Annotated in this window: 12 protein-coding genes; 7 read left to right on the plus strand and 5 right to left on the minus strand. The window is 69.3% G+C overall.

What is annotated here, in order from left to right; translation table 11 throughout:
- Positions 1-236: 236 nt before the first annotated feature.
- The gene (locus tag E0500_RS20275) at positions 237-788 is read left to right on the plus strand and encodes a DUF6299 family protein (RefSeq protein WP_131566481.1); all 552 of its coding nucleotides are present in this window, start codon (positions 237-239) and stop codon (positions 786-788) included.
- Positions 789-851: 63 nt separating this feature from the next.
- Here E0500_RS20275 and E0500_RS20280 read toward each other — a convergent pair whose 3' ends face one another.
- Positions 852-1,646 carry a carbonic anhydrase gene (locus tag E0500_RS20280; RefSeq protein WP_399120224.1) on the minus strand — a complete coding sequence of 265 codons (795 nt, stop codon included), beginning with the start codon at positions 1,644-1,646 and terminating at the stop codon, positions 852-854.
- 305 nt (positions 1,647-1,951) lie between these two features.
- Here E0500_RS20280 and E0500_RS45450 point away from each other — a divergent pair, with 305 nt between their 5' ends.
- Positions 1,952-2,194 carry a hypothetical protein gene (locus E0500_RS45450; RefSeq protein ID WP_181587068.1) on the plus strand — a complete coding sequence of 81 codons (243 nt, stop codon included), beginning with the start codon at positions 1,952-1,954 and terminating at the stop codon, positions 2,192-2,194.
- 38 nt (positions 2,195-2,232) lie between these two features.
- Here the strand turns inward: E0500_RS45450 and E0500_RS20290 are convergent, their stop codons facing one another.
- Positions 2,233-2,505 (minus strand): hypothetical protein, encoded by a 273-nt coding sequence (locus E0500_RS20290; protein ID WP_181587069.1) that lies wholly within the window; start codon positions 2,503-2,505, stop codon positions 2,233-2,235.
- 308 nt (positions 2,506-2,813) lie between these two features.
- Here E0500_RS20290 and E0500_RS20295 point away from each other — a divergent pair, with 308 nt between their 5' ends.
- The 3 genes from E0500_RS20295 to E0500_RS20305 all read left to right on the plus strand — a co-directional run bounded on the left by E0500_RS20295 (position 2,814) and on the right by E0500_RS20305 (position 5,298).
- Positions 2,814-3,656 (plus strand): helix-turn-helix transcriptional regulator, encoded by an 843-nt coding sequence (locus E0500_RS20295; protein ID WP_131566476.1) that lies wholly within the window; start codon positions 2,814-2,816, stop codon positions 3,654-3,656.
- Positions 3,638-3,853, plus strand: coding sequence for a DUF397 domain-containing protein (locus tag E0500_RS20300; protein WP_131566473.1), 216 nt, complete (start codon positions 3,638-3,640; stop codon positions 3,851-3,853). Before E0500_RS20295 ends, E0500_RS20300 begins: the two co-directional genes overlap by 19 nt.
- 410 nt (positions 3,854-4,263) lie before the next feature.
- Positions 4,264-5,298 (plus strand): beta family protein, encoded by a 1,035-nt coding sequence (locus E0500_RS20305; RefSeq protein ID WP_131566470.1) that lies wholly within the window; start codon positions 4,264-4,266, stop codon positions 5,296-5,298.
- 49 nt (positions 5,299-5,347) lie between these two features.
- On the opposite strand, the gene E0500_RS20310 is transcribed toward E0500_RS20305, so the two are convergent.
- On the minus strand, positions 5,348-6,877 hold the full coding sequence (locus E0500_RS20310; RefSeq protein ID WP_131566467.1) for a UDP-N-acetylglucosamine 1-carboxyvinyltransferase: 1,530 nt from the start codon (positions 6,875-6,877) through the stop codon (positions 5,348-5,350).
- Positions 6,878-7,206: 329 nt separating this feature from the next.
- On the opposite strand from E0500_RS20310, the gene acnA reads away from it, so the two are divergent.
- Positions 7,207-9,924, plus strand: a complete 2,718-nt coding sequence (gene acnA, locus E0500_RS20315) for an aconitate hydratase AcnA (RefSeq protein ID WP_131566464.1) — start codon at positions 7,207-7,209, stop codon at positions 9,922-9,924.
- A 226-nt stretch (positions 9,925-10,150) separates the two neighbouring features.
- Here acnA and E0500_RS20320 read toward each other — a convergent pair whose 3' ends face one another.
- Both E0500_RS20320 and E0500_RS20325 read right to left on the minus strand, forming a co-directional pair.
- Positions 10,151-11,152: a LuxR C-terminal-related transcriptional regulator gene (locus tag E0500_RS20320; protein ID WP_131566460.1), complete on the minus strand. Its 1,002-nt coding sequence runs from the start codon at positions 11,150-11,152 to the stop codon at positions 10,151-10,153.
- Positions 11,153-11,208: 56 nt separating this feature from the next.
- Positions 11,209-14,895, minus strand: coding sequence for a S8 family serine peptidase (locus E0500_RS20325; protein WP_131566456.1), 3,687 nt, complete (start codon positions 14,893-14,895; stop codon positions 11,209-11,211).
- Between the two features lie 180 nt (positions 14,896-15,075).
- Between E0500_RS20325 and E0500_RS45455 the strand changes: the two genes are divergently transcribed.
- Positions 15,076-15,444: an ATP-binding protein gene (locus E0500_RS45455; protein ID WP_131566451.1), complete on the plus strand. Its 369-nt coding sequence runs from the start codon at positions 15,076-15,078 to the stop codon at positions 15,442-15,444.
- The last annotated feature ends 52 nt before the right edge of the window (positions 15,445-15,496 follow it).

The following is a 15,496-nucleotide window of genomic DNA, read 5'->3' on the forward strand; positions in this document are numbered from 1 at the left end:
GAACCATGCGTGCGCCCCGAACCCCTCGCCAAGCGATGTCGAGGAAGCGTGACACCACCCGGACGTCCTGTGACACGACGCTGACATACCGGAGACCACTGCTCCCCCGGTGAGGGGTCGGTGTGCTGGAGACGGGCGAGCCGACTCGCTGACGAAGGAGTGACGAAGACGGACAGGCGCCCGCCGGGCCGATACCTCTGAGGTACCCGTTCAAGGAGGTATGAGGAGGTATACCGATGTCGTTTTCCCGGGTCATCGGCGCGGCCACGGGTGCCGCGCTGCTGGTCTTCACCGCCCCCTCGGCCCAGGCCGCCGCCGAGCCGGACGAGGCCGTGACGATCGCCACCACCGGTCGCATGGCCACCGACGGCACGATCACCCTGTCCGGCACGTACCGCTGCGCGCCCGGCAGCGGCCCCGTCTTCGTGTCGTCCTCGATCCAGCAGGGCACCAGCCGACGCAGCATCGGCGGCACCCGCGCCGTCTGCGACGGCGACGAACACCGGTGGACGAACTCGGGCAGGGCCGGGTCCGTCACGTACCGCTGCGTCACCACAAGCAGCTCCGGCAACGGCGTCGAGCGGCGTGTGAGCAGCAACTCCCGCACGGTCTGCCCCGAAGGCGGACGCCCGTCGGGGGACACGGGCTGGGTCAGGTCCGACACGTACCGGCCCGGCGACGCCCAGGTGCAGGCCACCCTGCTGGAGCTGCGCCGCTTCTCCGGCTGGATTCCGGTGCCGTACATCCGCGCGGTGGAGGAGCGGCAGATCAAGCTGGTCGCTCGCTGACGGACACGGCACGGCGGCCCCGGTCCCCGGCGCTGGGCAGGGTACCGGGGCCGCCGCCCGGGGTCAGCCGACCCGGTGGACCTGCTGGGTGGTCAGTTCGTAGCGGGCGCCGACTATGAGCAGTTCGCCCGCGTCGACCTTGGCCGCGAGGTCGGGCTCGGCCGCGAGCCGGGAGCGGACGCGCTTGACGTTGGCGTCGATGGTCGCGTCGACGCGCGCGTCGCCCTCCTGGCTGTGGTCGATGGCCGGCTTGATCTGCTCGACCAGGTACCTCAGGCTGGCGGGCACTTCCTCACCCGTCTCGTCCGCGTGGACCGCGGCCTTCACCGCGCCGCACGACTGGTGCCCGAGCACCACTATCAGGGGTACGCCCAGTTCGAGCACCCCGTAGGTGGTGCTGCCGAGCACGGCGTCGTCGAGGACCTCGCCGCCCGAGCGCACGGTCATCAGGTCGCCGAGGCCCTGGTCGAACACCAGCTCCGGCGGCACACGGGAGTCGATGCAGCCGAGCACGATGGCGAAGGGTTGCTGACCCGACACCAAGGCCTGCCGCACGGTATGCGTCTCGTCGGGGTGCTGCTGGCGGTAGGTGCGCCAGCGGAGGTTGCCCGCCGCCAGTTCCCGCAGGGCCTCCTGCGGGGTGGTCGGGCGGGCACGGGTGCCGCCGACGGGAGTCGCGGCAGCGGCGGAGGGTGCACCGACGGCGAGACCGGCACCGAGGACGGCGGTGCCGGTCAGCGCGGCGCGGAGGAGGGAGCGCCGCGCGGTCCCGGGCTTGGTCGAGGACGAGGTCGAGGGCGAAGTGGCAGGGGCGGTCGGCGCGAGGCCGGCCGTTCTGTGGGGAGAAGGCTCAGAAATCACGGTGAGGAACGTACGTCCGAATCCGGTGAACACCCGTTCCGTTACTGATTCTTGGCAGATGTTGAAACAATCTTGGGCCGTCGCCTCCCAGCCCATGACCTGCCCTTTCCCTTAAGCCGAACTGGGCATTGCCGTAAGGCCGTTACCGGTCCCTTCATCGCCCTTCGTCGGCTTTTCGCAAAACAGGCAGCGCGCCCCCGGAACCGTCCGGGCAGGAGGTCATGGCCGTCGGCCGCGCGATACCTTTCGGTGCGTCGCGCCGGCGGAACCTACCGAGGAGGAGGGGCTTCCCCAGTGGGCCGATGGATGCCGAGCTCTTGGCGGCTGCGCGCGTTCGTCTCGGCGAGACGAACGCGGAGCAGTTCCGTGGGGGTGAGGGGTTCGAGGCGGTCGGGATCGGCGTCCCATACGCGGCCGCCCGAGAGAGGGCGGAGCTGAAGGTACGGGCCCTTGTGCCCCATGACGATGCCGACGCGGTCGAGGGTGGTGTCGCGGACGGCGGTGCCGGGTGGGGGAGAGGATCGAGCGAGCTCGGGCTTCGGTGAGTGGGTGGGGTTCGGGACGTGGTCCGGATTTGGGGCGGTCATCCGGTGGCGCCCCTCGCGATGACGGCGGCGAGAGCGAGGGCGACCGGGGCCGAGCAGACGCCGAGGTGGACGAGGGCGTAGCGGGCGCTGGCGGGGGCGTCGGCGTGGTCTTGTGCCGTCTGCTCCCCGTCGTCGGGGACGAGGTCGTTCCACGGGGTACGGACGTCCATCGCGGGGAGCTGGATACCGGCCTGGGTGAGCGCGGCGTTGAGGGCGTCGCGGGCGTCGGTGGCTTCCTGGAGTTTGGGGGTGAGATTCGGGTTCGGCATGGGCTTGCCTTTTTCGGTCCTGGTGACGGGAGGGGAGCGAAGGGATGAGTGGGTGGGGCTGGGTGGCGGGATGGCGGGACGGGTGGATGCGCGGATGCGGGAATGTGCCGAATCGGCCTGCGCGTCCGCGTTCGGTGAATTACCGTGCGTAGTCGAGTCGTTACGAGAATGCCGCCGAACTTGGTCGGGACGGTGCCGTCGACGCGGTGCCGTTCCGCGCCGGTTGACGCACGTTCCACACTGTCCACAGGGGTGACGGTGGGGCGTGGGCATGTGGGGTTGCGCGTGAACCCCGGAGAGGAGTCACCTTGCCGCAGCGACGCCTGGTCACGGGCCGCAGTCAGGAGCCTCGTCAGCGGTTCGCTGAGGAGTTACGGCGGTTGCGGGCCGGCAAGGGGGACAGTCTGCGTCAGCTCGGGGAGCGACTGGGGTGGGACTGGTCGCTGTTCGGGAAGATGGAGAAGGGGGAGACGCTGGGCGGCCCGGAGGTCGTCCAGGCCCTCGACACGTACTTCGGGACGCCGGGGATGTTGCTGGCGTTGTGGGAACTGGCGCGGGCGGACCGTACGCAGTTTCGGGAGCGGTATCGGCAGTACATGGCGCTGGAGGCGGAGGCGGTCAGCCTGTGGCACTTCGCGGTGAGTGTGCTGCCGGGGTTGTTGCAGACGCCGGGGTATGCGCGGGAGGTCTTGGCGGCGGGCGACCTCAAGGGTGATGAGCTGCACCAGCAGGTCGAGGCGCGGATGAGTCGGCGGGACTTGCTGGAGGGCGAGGACGCACCTCCGTTCCGAACAATCCTGTCAGAGGCCGTGTTGCTTACTCCGCTGCGTGACGCAACGGAGTGGCGAACGCAGTTGGAGCACCTGTTGGAGATGTCGGAACGCGACCACGTGACGGTTCATGTGCTGCCGAACAGTGCCGGGCTTCACGCCCTGATGGGCTTCGACGTTTGGTACCTGCTGCTGCCGGAGGGCCGGACCGTGGCCTACACCGAGAATGGGTACAGGGGCGAACTCATCGATGAAACCAGGCCAGTTGTGCGCCTCCAGAAGGCGTACGATTCAGTGCGCGACTTGGCGCTGTCTCCAGCCGAGTCGCGGAAGTACATCCTGCGCAAGTTGGAGGAAGTGCAGTGCGGATCGTCGACCTGAGTGTTGCTTCGTGGCGCAAGAGCAGCTACAGCAATCAGGACGGTGGCGCGTGCGTTGAGGTCTCCGACGACTTCGCGACCGTCGTTCCCGTGCGTGACAGCAAGAACCCGTACGGCCCTGTACTCAAGTTTGCGGTTGACGGTTGGGGTTCCTTCGTAACCGCCGTGAAGCGCGGCCAGTTGGAAGCCCGAACCTGACGTCAGGCCCAGCAACGCAACGACGCTGAGCGTCACGTCCCGTGCCCCCACTGCCGGAGCCCCGGCTCCGGCAGTGGGGTGGTGGATCTGCGGTGAGCGATTGGCAGATCTGGGCCACGAGTGCTCCTGGTGCCGCTTGGGCCTTGTCCCGTCAGGGTTGTCCCACATCTGCCAATCGCCGTCCGGCCTGACGGACTCGGACTCGGTGACCGTGGTCCATCGGTCATCCATCATTTCTGTCCCCGCCCCTTGAACCGTCGTGAGTGGCCGCCCGCCGGCCCAGCGAAGGTACGCATTGGCTGATTGGCGCCCTTTCGGGGCCCTGGCAGTGGTTTCACCCTGAAGGAAAGCAAAGGAAAGCAAGGGAAAGCGAAGGAAACCGCGCACGGGCAGCGCCTAAGGGGACCGCCATGTCCGTACCGCTGTACGTTCCCGTGCTGCCGACCCGGCCGCATGCCACGGCCGCCTACCGAGCGTTGACACCGCACGTACGGCGTCGCGTCGCTCCGCTGTGGACGCTGCCTCCCCGCCCCGGCATGCTGCCCAAGCCTCTGGCCGAGCGGATCGGCGAGGACGCCGACAACGTCGCCGCCGCGCAGCGCCATGAATCCGGATGGCTGGACGCACCGTTCTCCGATGGCACCGAAGCCGCGGTCCTGGCCGATACCCTGACCCCCGAGTGGTGGGACCACCGCAACCTGTGGCCCGTCACCGGACCCGGACGTCCTGGCATACAGCAGTCACTTGCCGTCGCAGTGGCCCGACGACGCGAGGTCGGTCTCGGCGTGCGCGTACAGCACTCCGGCGAGTGGAACGACGGCATGACCTCGGGGGTCCGTGATCTGCTGGACCAGCTTCCTCCGAATCACCCCGCCAACCTGTTCCTCGACCTCGGCACCGTCCTGCCCGACCGCCGCGACGCCGCCAAGGAGGGCCTGCGCGCCCTGGACGCCCTGATGCCTCTCACCTCCTGGCGCACGGTGACCGTCCTGGCCGGCGGTTTTCCCGATCCGCCCCCCGACTTCCAGGAAGGAGTCCCGTACGAGGCGCCTCGGCCGGACTGGGAGACCTGGCACGAGATCCAGCACAGTGAACGCGCCTACCTTCCCCGACTCCGCTACGGCGACTACGGCATCCATCCCGCCAGGTACGTCGCCGAGACCCCGCGCAACGGGGGCCCACGCTGGGGTGTCCTCCGCTACACGACCGCCCGCTCCTACCACCTGTCCAAGGTGCCGCACGGCACTCGGTACGACGAAGCCAACCGGGAGGCCGCGCGTTGCCTCACCCGTCTCGCGGACTTCCGGGGCGCAGCGGCGGGTGCGGGGGAGAGGTGGCTCCACGACCGGGCCCGAGGCACCGTCAGCACGGGCAACCACTCCGTCTGGAACCGCGTGGGCAACGCCCAGCACATGACCTTCGTGGCGCGGAGCCTCGGTGAATGAGCGCCTCCCGCGCCGGAGCGCATGTGCTGGGTGCGGCGGCCCGTGTCGTTCAGATGTCCCGGAAGATCTCGATCTGCGCCCCCACCGAGTTGAGCCGCTCGGCCAGGTCCTCGTACCCGCGGTTGATGACGTACACGTTCCGCAGGACGGACGTGCCGTCCGCCGCCATCATCGCCAGCAGGACGACCACGGCGGGCCGCAGGGCGGGCGGGCACATCATCTCGGCGGCGCGCCAGCGGGTGGGGCCCTCGACCAGTACGCGGTGCGGGTCGAGGAGTTGGAGGCGGCCGCCGAGCCGGTTGAGGTCCGTGAGGTAGATCGCGCGGTTGTCGTAGACCCAGTCGTGGATGAGGGTCTTGCCCTGCGCGGAGGCGGCGATGGCCGCGAAGAACGGCACGTTGTCGATGTTGAGGCCGGGGAACGGCATCGGGTGGATCTTGTCGATCGGCGCCTCCAGCTTGGAGGGCCGGACGGTGAGGTCCACCAGACGCGTACGGCCGTTGTCCGCGACGTACTCGGGGGTGCGGTCGTGGTCGAGGCCCATCTCCTCCAGGACCGCGAGCTCGATCTCCAGGAACTCGATGGGGACGCGACGGACCGTCAGCTCCGACTCCGTCACCACGGCGGCGGCCAGCAGGCTCATCGCCTCGACCGGGTCCTCCGAGGGGGAGTAGTCGACATCCACATCGATGTCCGGCACGCCGTGCACGGTGAGGGTGGTCGTCCCGATGCCCTCCACCCGCACGCCCAGGGCCTCCAGGAAGAAGCACAGGTCCTGGACCATGTAGTTGGACGAGGCGTTGCGGATGACGGTCGTGCCGTCGTGCCGGGCGGCGGCGAGCAGCGCGTTCTCGGTCACCGTGTCGCCGCGCTCGGTCAGTACGATCGGCCGCGCCGGGCTGACCGAGCGGTCCACCGTGGCGTGGTACTGGCCCTCGGTCGCGGTGATGTCCAGCCCGAACCGGCGCAGCGCGATCATGTGCGGCTCGATCGTCCGCGTGCCGAGATCGCAACCGCCCGCGTAGGGCAGCCGGAAGCGGTCCAGACGGTGCAGCAGCGGGCCGAGGAACATGATGATCGAGCGGGTGCGGCGGGCCGCCTCCTCGTCGATGGCGTTCATGTCGAGGTCGGCCGGGGGCACGATCTCCAGGTCGACCCCGTCGTTGATCCACCGGGTGCGGACGCCGATCGACCCGAGTACCTCCAGAAGGCGGTACACCTCCTCGATACGGGCGACCCGGCGCAGCACGGTGCGCCCCTTGTTGAGCAGCGTGGCGCACAGCAGCGCGACACACGCGTTCTTGCTGGTCTTCACGTCGATGGCGCCGGACAGGCGGCGGCCGCCGACCACGCGCAGATGCATCGGACCCGCGTAGCCCAGCGAGACGATCTCACTGTCCAGGGCTTCACCGATTCGAGCGATCATCTCAAGGCTGATGTTTTGGTTGCCGCGCTCGATGCGATTCACGGCGCTCTGGCTGGTGCCGAGTGCCTCCGCGAGTTGCGACTGTGTCCAGCCCCGGTGCTGCCGAGCGTCACGGATGAGTCTGCCGATGCGTACGAGGTAGTCGTCTCCCATGGGGCGACCGTATATCTGATGTGAGATATACGAAAAGCGGAAGACCGCCTTCCGAGTGAGTCGGCCCGGATCAGGCCTTCCTCGGCCGCACCGCGCGTGTGGGGACGCGAGAACGGCGCGGCAGGGTCAACAGGGTCTGGGCATGACCGCGCCGCGCTCATGTACTAGAGTTATCTCGACATCGAGATATCTGCCGAGGCGCGCCGCAGCCGCACGCCAGCACCGAATGGGCGGTAAGGCGTACCTAAGTTAGCCTTACCTTAGCGGATCGTCGAGACGGCGTGGCGGCAGGATGCGGTGGTACGCGCACAAAAATGAAGGAGACTGTCGTGTCGGCGAACAGCTTCGACGCCCGCAGCACGCTGCAGGTGGGCGACGAGTCGTACGAGATCTTCCGGCTGGACAAGGTGGAGGGCTCGGCCCGCCTTCCCTACAGCCTCAAGGTCCTGCTGGAGAACCTGCTCCGCACCGAGGACGGCGCGAACATCACCGCCGACCACATCCGGGCCCTCGGCGGCTGGGACTCGCAGGCCCAGCCCAGCCAGGAGATCCAGTTCACGCCGGCCCGCGTGATCATGCAGGACTTCACCGGCGTGCCCTGTGTCGTGGACCTCGCCACCATGCGTGAGGCCGTCGCGGCGCTCGGCGGCGACCCGGCGAAGATCAACCCACTCTCCCCGGCCGAGATGGTCATCGACCACTCCGTCATCGCCGACAAGTTCGGCACGAACGACGCCTTCAAGCAGAACGTCGACCTGGAGTACGGCCGCAACAAGGAGCGCTACCAGTTCCTGCGCTGGGGCCAGACCGCCTTCGACGACTTCAAGGTCGTCCCGCCGGGCACCGGCATCGTCCACCAGGTGAACATCGAGCACCTGGCGCGTACGGTCATGGTCCGCGGCGGCCAGGCGTACCCCGACACCCTCGTCGGCACCGACTCGCACACCACCATGGTCAACGGCCTCGGCGTCCTCGGCTGGGGCGTCGGCGGTATCGAGGCCGAGGCCGCGATGCTCGGCCAGCCGGTGTCGATGCTCATCCCGCGCGTCGTCGGCTTCAAGCTGACCGGTGAGCTCACCCCCGGCACCACCGCCACCGACCTCGTGCTCACCATCACCGAGATGCTGCGCAAGCACGGTGTGGTCGGCAAGTTCGTCGAGTTCTACGGCGAGGGCGTGGCCGCCACCTCCCTCGCGAACCGCGCCACCATCGGCAACATGTCGCCGGAGTTCGGCTCGACCGCCGCGATCTTCCCGATCGACGCCGAGACCATCAACTACCTGAAGCTGACCGGCCGCAGCGAGCAGCAGCTGGCGCTCGTCGAGGCGTACGCCAAGGAGCAGGGCCTCTGGCTCGACCCGGCCGCCGAGCCCGACTTCTCCGAGAAGCTGGAGCTCGACCTCGCCACGGTCGTCCCGTCGATCGCCGGCCCGAAGCGCCCGCAGGACCGCATCGTCCTCGCCAACGCCGCCGAGCAGTTCAAGACGGATGTCCGCAACTACGTCGACACCGTGGACGAGGCGGGCCAGGAGTCCTTCCCGGCCTCCGACGCCCCGGCCGTCACCCCGAACGGCGTCCCGTCCAACCCGGTCACCGTCACCGCCCCCGACGGCTCGACCTACGAGATCGACCACGGTGCGGTGACCGTCGCGGCCATCACCTCCTGCACCAACACCTCGAACCCGTACGTCATGGTCGCCGCCGCGCTCGTCGCGAAGAAGGCCGTGGAGAAGGGCCTGACCCGCAAGCCGTGGGTCAAGACCACGCTCGCCCCGGGCTCGAAGGTCGTGACGGACTACTTCGACAAGGCCGGTCTGACCCCGTACCTCGACAAGGTCGGCTTCAACCTCGTCGGTTACGGCTGCACCACCTGCATCGGCAACTCCGGCCCGCTGCCGGAGGAGGTCTCCAAGGCCGTCAACGACCACGACCTGGCCGTGACCTCGGTCCTCTCGGGCAACCGCAACTTCGAGGGCCGCATCAACCCCGACGTCAAGATGAACTACCTGGCGTCCCCGCCGCTGGTCGTCGCGTACGCCATCGCGGGCTCCATGAAGGTGGACATCACCAGGGACGCCCTCGGCATCGACCAGGAGGGCAAGCCGGTCCACCTGTCCGACATCTGGCCCTCCGAGGCCGAGGTCAACGACGTCGTGGCGAACGCCATCGGTGAGGACATGTTCAACAAGTCCTACTCCGACGTCTTCGCGGGCGACGCCCAGTGGCAGGCCCTGCCGATCCCGACCGGCAACACCTTCGAGTGGGACGCCGAGTCGACGTACGTCCGCAAGCCCCCGTACTTCGAGGGCATGGAGATGGAGCCGTCCGCGGTCACCGACATCGCCGGTGCCCGCGTGCTCGCCAAGCTGGGCGACTCGGTCACCACCGACCACATCTCCCCGGCCGGTGCCATCAAGGCCGACACTCCGGCGGGCAAGTACCTCACCGAGCACGGTGTGGAGCGCCGCGACTTCAACTCGTACGGTTCCCGCCGCGGCAACCACGAGGTCATGATCCGCGGTACGTTCGCCAACATCCGCCTGCGCAACCAGATCGCGCCGGGCACGGAGGGCGGCTACACCCGCGACTTCACGCAGGAGGGCGCGCCGGTCTCCTTCATCTACGACGCTTCGCAGAACTACCAGGCCGCCGGCACCCCGCTGGTCGTCCTGGCCGGCAAGGAGTACGGCTCCGGTTCGTCCCGTGACTGGGCGGCCAAGGGCACCGCGCTCCTCGGCGTCAAGGCCGTCATCGCCGAGTCGTACGAGCGCATCCACCGCTCGAACCTCATCGGCATGGGCGTGCTCCCGCTGCAGTTCCCGGAGGGTGCCTCGGCCGAGGCCCTCGGTCTGACCGGCGAGGAGACCTTCTCCGTCTCCGGCGTGACGGAGCTGAACGAGGGCACCACGCCGCGTACGGTCAAGGTCGCCACGGACACGGGTGTCGAGTTCGACGCGGTCGTCCGCATCGACACCCCCGGTGAGGCCGACTACTACCGCAACGGCGGCATCATGCAGTACGTGCTGCGGAGCCTGATCCGCAAGTGATGTGCTCCTTGGCGTGAGTGCCCGGGGTTCTGGCCGTCGCCCTGCACGGGCGGCGGCCAGTGCTGCACGCATCCGAGTACCACTTGCTCTTGGTGACCGTGTCGCCCGTCCGGCGTGCACGGGCCCCCGATTGCGACCGAGGCGCCGCGATCCGCGTGGTCGATGTGTCCGCAGTTCCAGGAGCCATCTGGCCGCGCTCCTCCTGAGGGGCGCGGCCCTTCGTCGGCTACACCCAGCCGCGCTGTGCGGCCCGCACCCCCAGCTGGAACCGGCTCGCCGCCCCCAGCCGCTCCTGCAGCTCACTCACCCGCCGCCGCAGCGTCCTGAGGCTCACTCCCAGATGGCGGGCCACCGCCTCGTCCTTCATCCCGGCCGCCAGCAGCCGGGTCAACGTCCGTTCACCCTCGGAGAGTTCACCGTCGTCAGCCCCCTGGCCGAGCGGCGTCGCCTGCTGCCAGGCCAGGTCGAAGAGCCTCTGCAGGGCTTCGGTCACCGCCGAGTGCCGTACCACGACGGCGCAGTAGCCCCCCGCCGCCGGGGCGGTCAGCGGGAGCATCGCCCGACTCCCGTCGACCACCAGCAACTTGACCGGCACGGTCGGCAACACCCGGGCCTGCTCGCCGAGTTCGACCATCCTCCAGGCGTGGGACAGGACGTCCGGATCCTCCAGGGCGGTCGCCGCGTAGATCGCGCGATATGCGATCCCGCGGCTGAGCAGATCGGCCTGGAGGTCCAGCTGCGGGGTGCGCGGGGCGAGATAGGGAGGAGTGTCGAAGAGGCACACCTCGCGCTCGGCGCGCGCGTACAGCTCTTCCAGGCGCGCCGCGTTGGCGCCCTCTCCGGAGACGACCTCGACCAACCGGGCGGGCTCCTCACGCAGCAATCCGGCCTCGTACGCGGTGGCCATCTCCTCGGCCGTGGCGGCGAGCATCTCCGACTCCGTCTCGCGCCGCCGGATCAGCGCCCGGATCGCCACCCGGGGGTCGACCGCGCGTAACCCGCCCATGGAATCCGGCGGTTGGAGCAGCCCGAGCGCGAGCAACCGGTTGCAGGACTTGCGCACCCGCCCCAGGGAGGCACCGGCCAGCTGCGCCCAGCCGGCCGCGCCCGCATCGGGCTGATGAAGGATCGCCTGGTACACCTGCTCGTCGAAGGCGGAGACCCCCACCGCGGCCCAGGGGCTCGCGGCAGGGGGCCGTCTTGCCGTGTCGTACGCCGTGTTCACCATGGCCCGGCACGGTAGAGGATCTTTGTTAAGGCTGGTACACCGTGCCGGGCCGCCGTCTACTTCAGGCCGAAGGCCCGCAGTACGGTCTGGTCGATCGTGTTGCCGTCCCGGTCGGCGGCCCGCACCCGCAGCGACACGGACTCCGCGCCCTTCGCGGGCTTGAACCTCGCCTCGCCGTGCTTGACGTTCACCTCTTTCCAGGACGTGCCCTCGTCGTAGGAGACCCACGCCTTCAGGCTGCTCGGCCGGAGGCTCCCGAGCTGGTTCCCGACCGAGAGGTCGATCACCGACTCCCGCTTGCGGTCGGCACGGTTGAGGAGGTCGAGACCCTTCGGGGCGATGCCGACGGTGAGCAGGGGCAGCGCCGTTTCGGCGTCGGTGTGCGCCGAGGCGAAGGACCATTCTGTCCGGGTGCTCGTGGAGTACGCCGCCCAGGGCGCCTGGCGCTGTACGTCCAGCTCGAAGCGGTACGCGGCTTTGTCCGGCGCCACGTCGAACGTGCCGTAGCCGCCGAGGACCGTGTCGCCGACCAGTTGCCCGTCCGCGTACAGCTTGCCCTTCGCGGTGTCCACGGTGGTGTCGATGTATCCGTAGTGGCCCGGAGTGGCGTCGCTCAACTCCGCCACATGAAGAGTGAGTTTGTCGCCGGTTCGCTCAGAGAGGCCGTACTCCTCGCTGGTCCCCGGGCGGACGACCTGCCGCAGCCAGCTCTCCGTGGGCTCCGTGGCCGCCTCGCTGAAGGTCCGCAGAGGGCTCCACTGGCCCCTGAACGCCTGCCAGTTCGGGTATACGGTGTGCCAGGTACGGGTGTCGGGGTCGACGTAGTAGTACTCGGTCCGTTCCGTGCCGAGCTGCATGTAATCGGCGTTCTCGATGCCGAAGAGCTGCCAGGGGCGGAACGTGTAGAGGGCGTCCGCGCCGATCTCGCCGGCCTGGGTCCCGTAGTAACGAGCCTTTCGCTTCGCCGTGTTGGAGCTGTCCATGCGGTACGTCTGGTTCTGCGAGATGGAGCCGCTCTGCGCGACCAGGAGGTTGTAAACGTACGGACTGACCGGTGTGCCACCCAGCTTCAGCTTGACCTTCTTGCCGGTCTTCAGCAGGTCGGTGAGCTTCGCGCCCTCCTCACCGGTGGCGATCATCAGCGGGACAGTCGTCGCACGGTCCACGGCCGCGATCCAGAAGCCGGGCTTCTTGCGGTACGCGATGACGTAACCCGCTCCCGCCTTCGTCGCGTTGGCCAGTGCCTCGTCCGCCACCTCCGTGGCGCCGAGCCCGACCACCGCCACCTTGCCCTTGACGTCGAGCCCCTCGAAGTCGGCCGCGGTACCGCCGCCCGCGTCCACCGCCTGCGCCGTGCGGTCACCGCTGATCTTCAGTGGGAAGTCGTTGTACGTCTGCGCGTAGTACAGCGACGACAGCGCGGATTTCTCCGGGCTGGTGACGCTCGCCGTCAACTCCTTGGCGTACAGGCGGAACTTGGCGGAGAACTCCAGTGTCCCCTCGGTGACCTTCTCGGTCGGCGCCACATAGATGTGGTCGGTCCAAAAGCCCTGGCTGTAGGTCAGCCCCCAGGCGCCGCCCGGTCCCTCCCGGTGCCAGCTGGTGCTGAATCCCTGGAACTCGGAGTCCTCCTTGGTCTTCGGCTTGATCTCGACGGCCTTGCGGGCGTCGAGGACGACCTCGGTGTCCTTGTCGACCTTGATCTCGGGATCCCCGACGACCGAGGTGCCGACGGCCACGCCGCCCGCGTCCCGGTCAGGGATCCAGGTCGCCATGGAGTAGGTGCCGGCCGGTACCTGCCAGGTCCAGGTGCTGCCCAGGAACCCGTACTCGCTGGGATAGGCGCCGTTCAGCTCCTGCAGCGTGTAGTGCGACGCCGCGGTGGACGCCTTGCCCTGGCGGTCCACCAGCGAGACCTTCAGGTCGTAGGTCTTCGGCAGCTTCTCGAAGCCGACGCCCGTGGTGACCAGGACGCCGTCCGCCTGTGCCGTGATGTGGCCCGCGTACCGGCCCTGCGGCTGGTCCGAGGGGTCGACCGTGACCGCGACGGTGGCGGTACCCGTCGCCGGGACCGTCACGGTGTCCTCGCCCAGGGCGGCCTCGGTCAGGGTCGACGAGATCTTCAACTCCACCGGCTTGTCATTGGTGTTGGTGTACGTGATGACTTTGCTGTCGGCCTCCGTGTCGCCGTCCTCGTACTTGCCGAAGCTCAGCGTCGGGGTCGCGAAGACGCCCTGTCCGACCGCCCGCACGGCGTCGACGCGGCCGTCGCCCTGTTCGAAGGCGGAGTTGTCGGGATTCGTCTTCGCGGTACTGGCCAGGGCCTGCTTGATCTGCGGCCCCGTCCAGTCCGGATGCGCCTGCGCGACCAGCGCCGCCGCGCCGGCGACATGCGGGGTCGCCATCGACGTGCCGTTCGCCGTCGTGTAGTTGTCGTCGACCGGTGTGCCCATGCTGGTGCCGGAGGCGCGGGCCGCCGTGATGCTCACGCCCGGCGCGGTGATCTCCGGCTTCACCCCGTAGTCGCCGTAGCGCGGACCCCGGCTGGAGAACGAGGCCAGCTTGTCGGACTTGTCGACGGCACCCACCGTCAGCGCCGAGTCCGCGATGCCCGGCGTGCCGATGGTCTGCTCGGACGGGCCCGTGTTGCCCGCCGCGATCACGAAGAGGGCGCCCGTGGCGGCGGACAGCTCGTCGACGGTCTCGCTGAGCGCGTCGGAGGAGCCCGATGCCGTACCACCCAGCGACATCGACACGATCTTCGCGCCGGAGTGGGCCGCCCACTCCATGCCCGCGATGATCCATGAGGACTGGCCCTCGCCGGCGTTGTTCAGCACCTTTCCGACCAGCAGCTCCGCGCCCGGCGCCACGCCCTTGCGCTTGCCGTCCGAGGCCGTGCCCGAGCCGACGATCGTGGACGCCACGTGGGTGCCGTGACCGTGGCCGTCCTGCACGGGCTGGTCCGGCACGAAGCTCTGGGACTCCGTGATCCGGCCCGCGAGATCCGGGTGCCCGGTGTCCACGCCGGTGTCCAGGACCGCGACCTTGACGCCCTTGCCGTCGTAGCCCGACCGCCACACCTCCGGCGCGCCGATCTGCGGGACGCTGGTGTCGAGGGACACCTCCACCTTTGCGTCCAGCCAGATCTTCTCGATGCCCTCGCCGAGTTGCCGCGCGGCCTTCGTGGTGGGTTCGGTGCCGAGCGCGGGGGCGATGTCCGCCCAGAAGGTGGTCGACTTCCGCGCGCTGAGCGCGGCACCGTCGATCGAGGGCAGCGCGAGCGTCCGGCGTGCGCCGTCGGGGGTGGCATTGCCCTTCGCGTACGTCGCGATCACCGGGGTGGCGCCGGTGATCGCGTCCGTGTACCCCTGCTTCACCAGCTGGGTGATGTTGAACAGGGCCGGGTCGAGGCGGCCCGCCTGCACCAGTGGGATCGCGTCCGCCGGTAAGACGCTGATCTCGCCGTCGCGCTCGCTGGACAGGAAGGTGGCCGCCTCACGGCCCCTGCCGCGCCGGACGTCGACGGCGTTCTTGCCGTCCGGGCCGGCGGTGAGCGTCACGGTGTCGCCTGTGATCAGGGTGACGGTCTGCGCTGCGGGTGCGGTGCCGACTGCTGGTGTGGAGCCCGGCACGGTGACCGGGGATCCGGGTGCGGGTGCGGGTGCGGTCGCCGCGGGCGTGATCGCGCCCGCGAGCAGTCCGGCCGCTCCCGCCACGGCCCAGAGGGCATGGAGTCTTCGCATGGGTGGCGTCCTCCCCTGAACGCTGAAACGCTTCCGGCCTGGTGGGCGGAAGCCAGTGATCAGGGTGAACGCCGTGCGGAAAGCGACTCAAGGGATTCCCGTGGCCGGGGAGTGCCAATGCCCCCTTCGGTCACGGCTGCGGCTGCGCGGACTACTACCACCCGCGCCAGGTGCTGAGCATTGCGCAGATCCTCGACCAGGTGTGGTGCGGTTCGTTCGACGGGGGCGGGAACCCGTCCCGCGGCACTTGGTCCCCTCGGTCTTCGAACGCTTCACCGGCGCCGACGCCTCGCGCTCAGCACCGCGGACAAGGAGGGCGGCTCCGGTCTCGGCCTTGCCGTCGTCGCCGCGATCACCTCGGCGCACGGGGGGCGCATCAGTGTGGAGAGCGAGCCGGGGCGCACGGAGTTCACCGTGCCACTGCCACCCGCGGGCACCGCCGAACTGCCGTCCCTGGACACGGTGTCGGCACCGTCCCACCAGCACGGCGTGGAGCCTGCCCGAGCGCGACGGTCGGGGCTCGGCCCGAGGTCTGGGGGTGGTATGTAAGCGGGTGGGTGGTTGCAGGGGCAGGGGCGGGTGGGGAGGCGGGGGAAAACCG

Origin of the sequence: Streptomyces sp. KM273126 (genome assembly GCF_004337435.2) — a bacterium.
Lineage (GTDB): Bacteria > Actinomycetota > Actinomycetes > Streptomycetales > Streptomycetaceae > Streptomyces > Streptomyces acidicola.

Coding starts and splice junctions, on each gene's coding strand:
- E0500_RS20275 (WP_131566481.1), top strand. CDS start 237: ATGTCGTTTTCCCGGGTCATCGGCGCGGCCACGGGTGCCGCGCTGCTG.
- E0500_RS45450 (WP_181587068.1), top strand. CDS start 1,952: ATGGATGCCGAGCTCTTGGCGGCTGCGCGCGTTCGTCTCGGCGAGACG.
- E0500_RS20290 (WP_181587069.1), bottom strand. CDS start 2,505: ATGCCGAACCCGAATCTCACCCCCAAACTCCAGGAAGCCACCGACGCC.
- E0500_RS20305 (WP_131566470.1), top strand. CDS start 4,264: ATGTCCGTACCGCTGTACGTTCCCGTGCTGCCGACCCGGCCGCATGCC.
- E0500_RS20310 (WP_131566467.1), bottom strand. CDS start 6,877: ATGGGAGACGACTACCTCGTACGCATCGGCAGACTCATCCGTGACGCT.
- E0500_RS20320 (WP_131566460.1), bottom strand. CDS start 11,152: ATGGTGAACACGGCGTACGACACGGCAAGACGGCCCCCTGCCGCGAGC.
- E0500_RS20325 (WP_131566456.1), bottom strand. CDS start 14,895: ATGCGAAGACTCCATGCCCTCTGGGCCGTGGCGGGAGCGGCCGGACTG.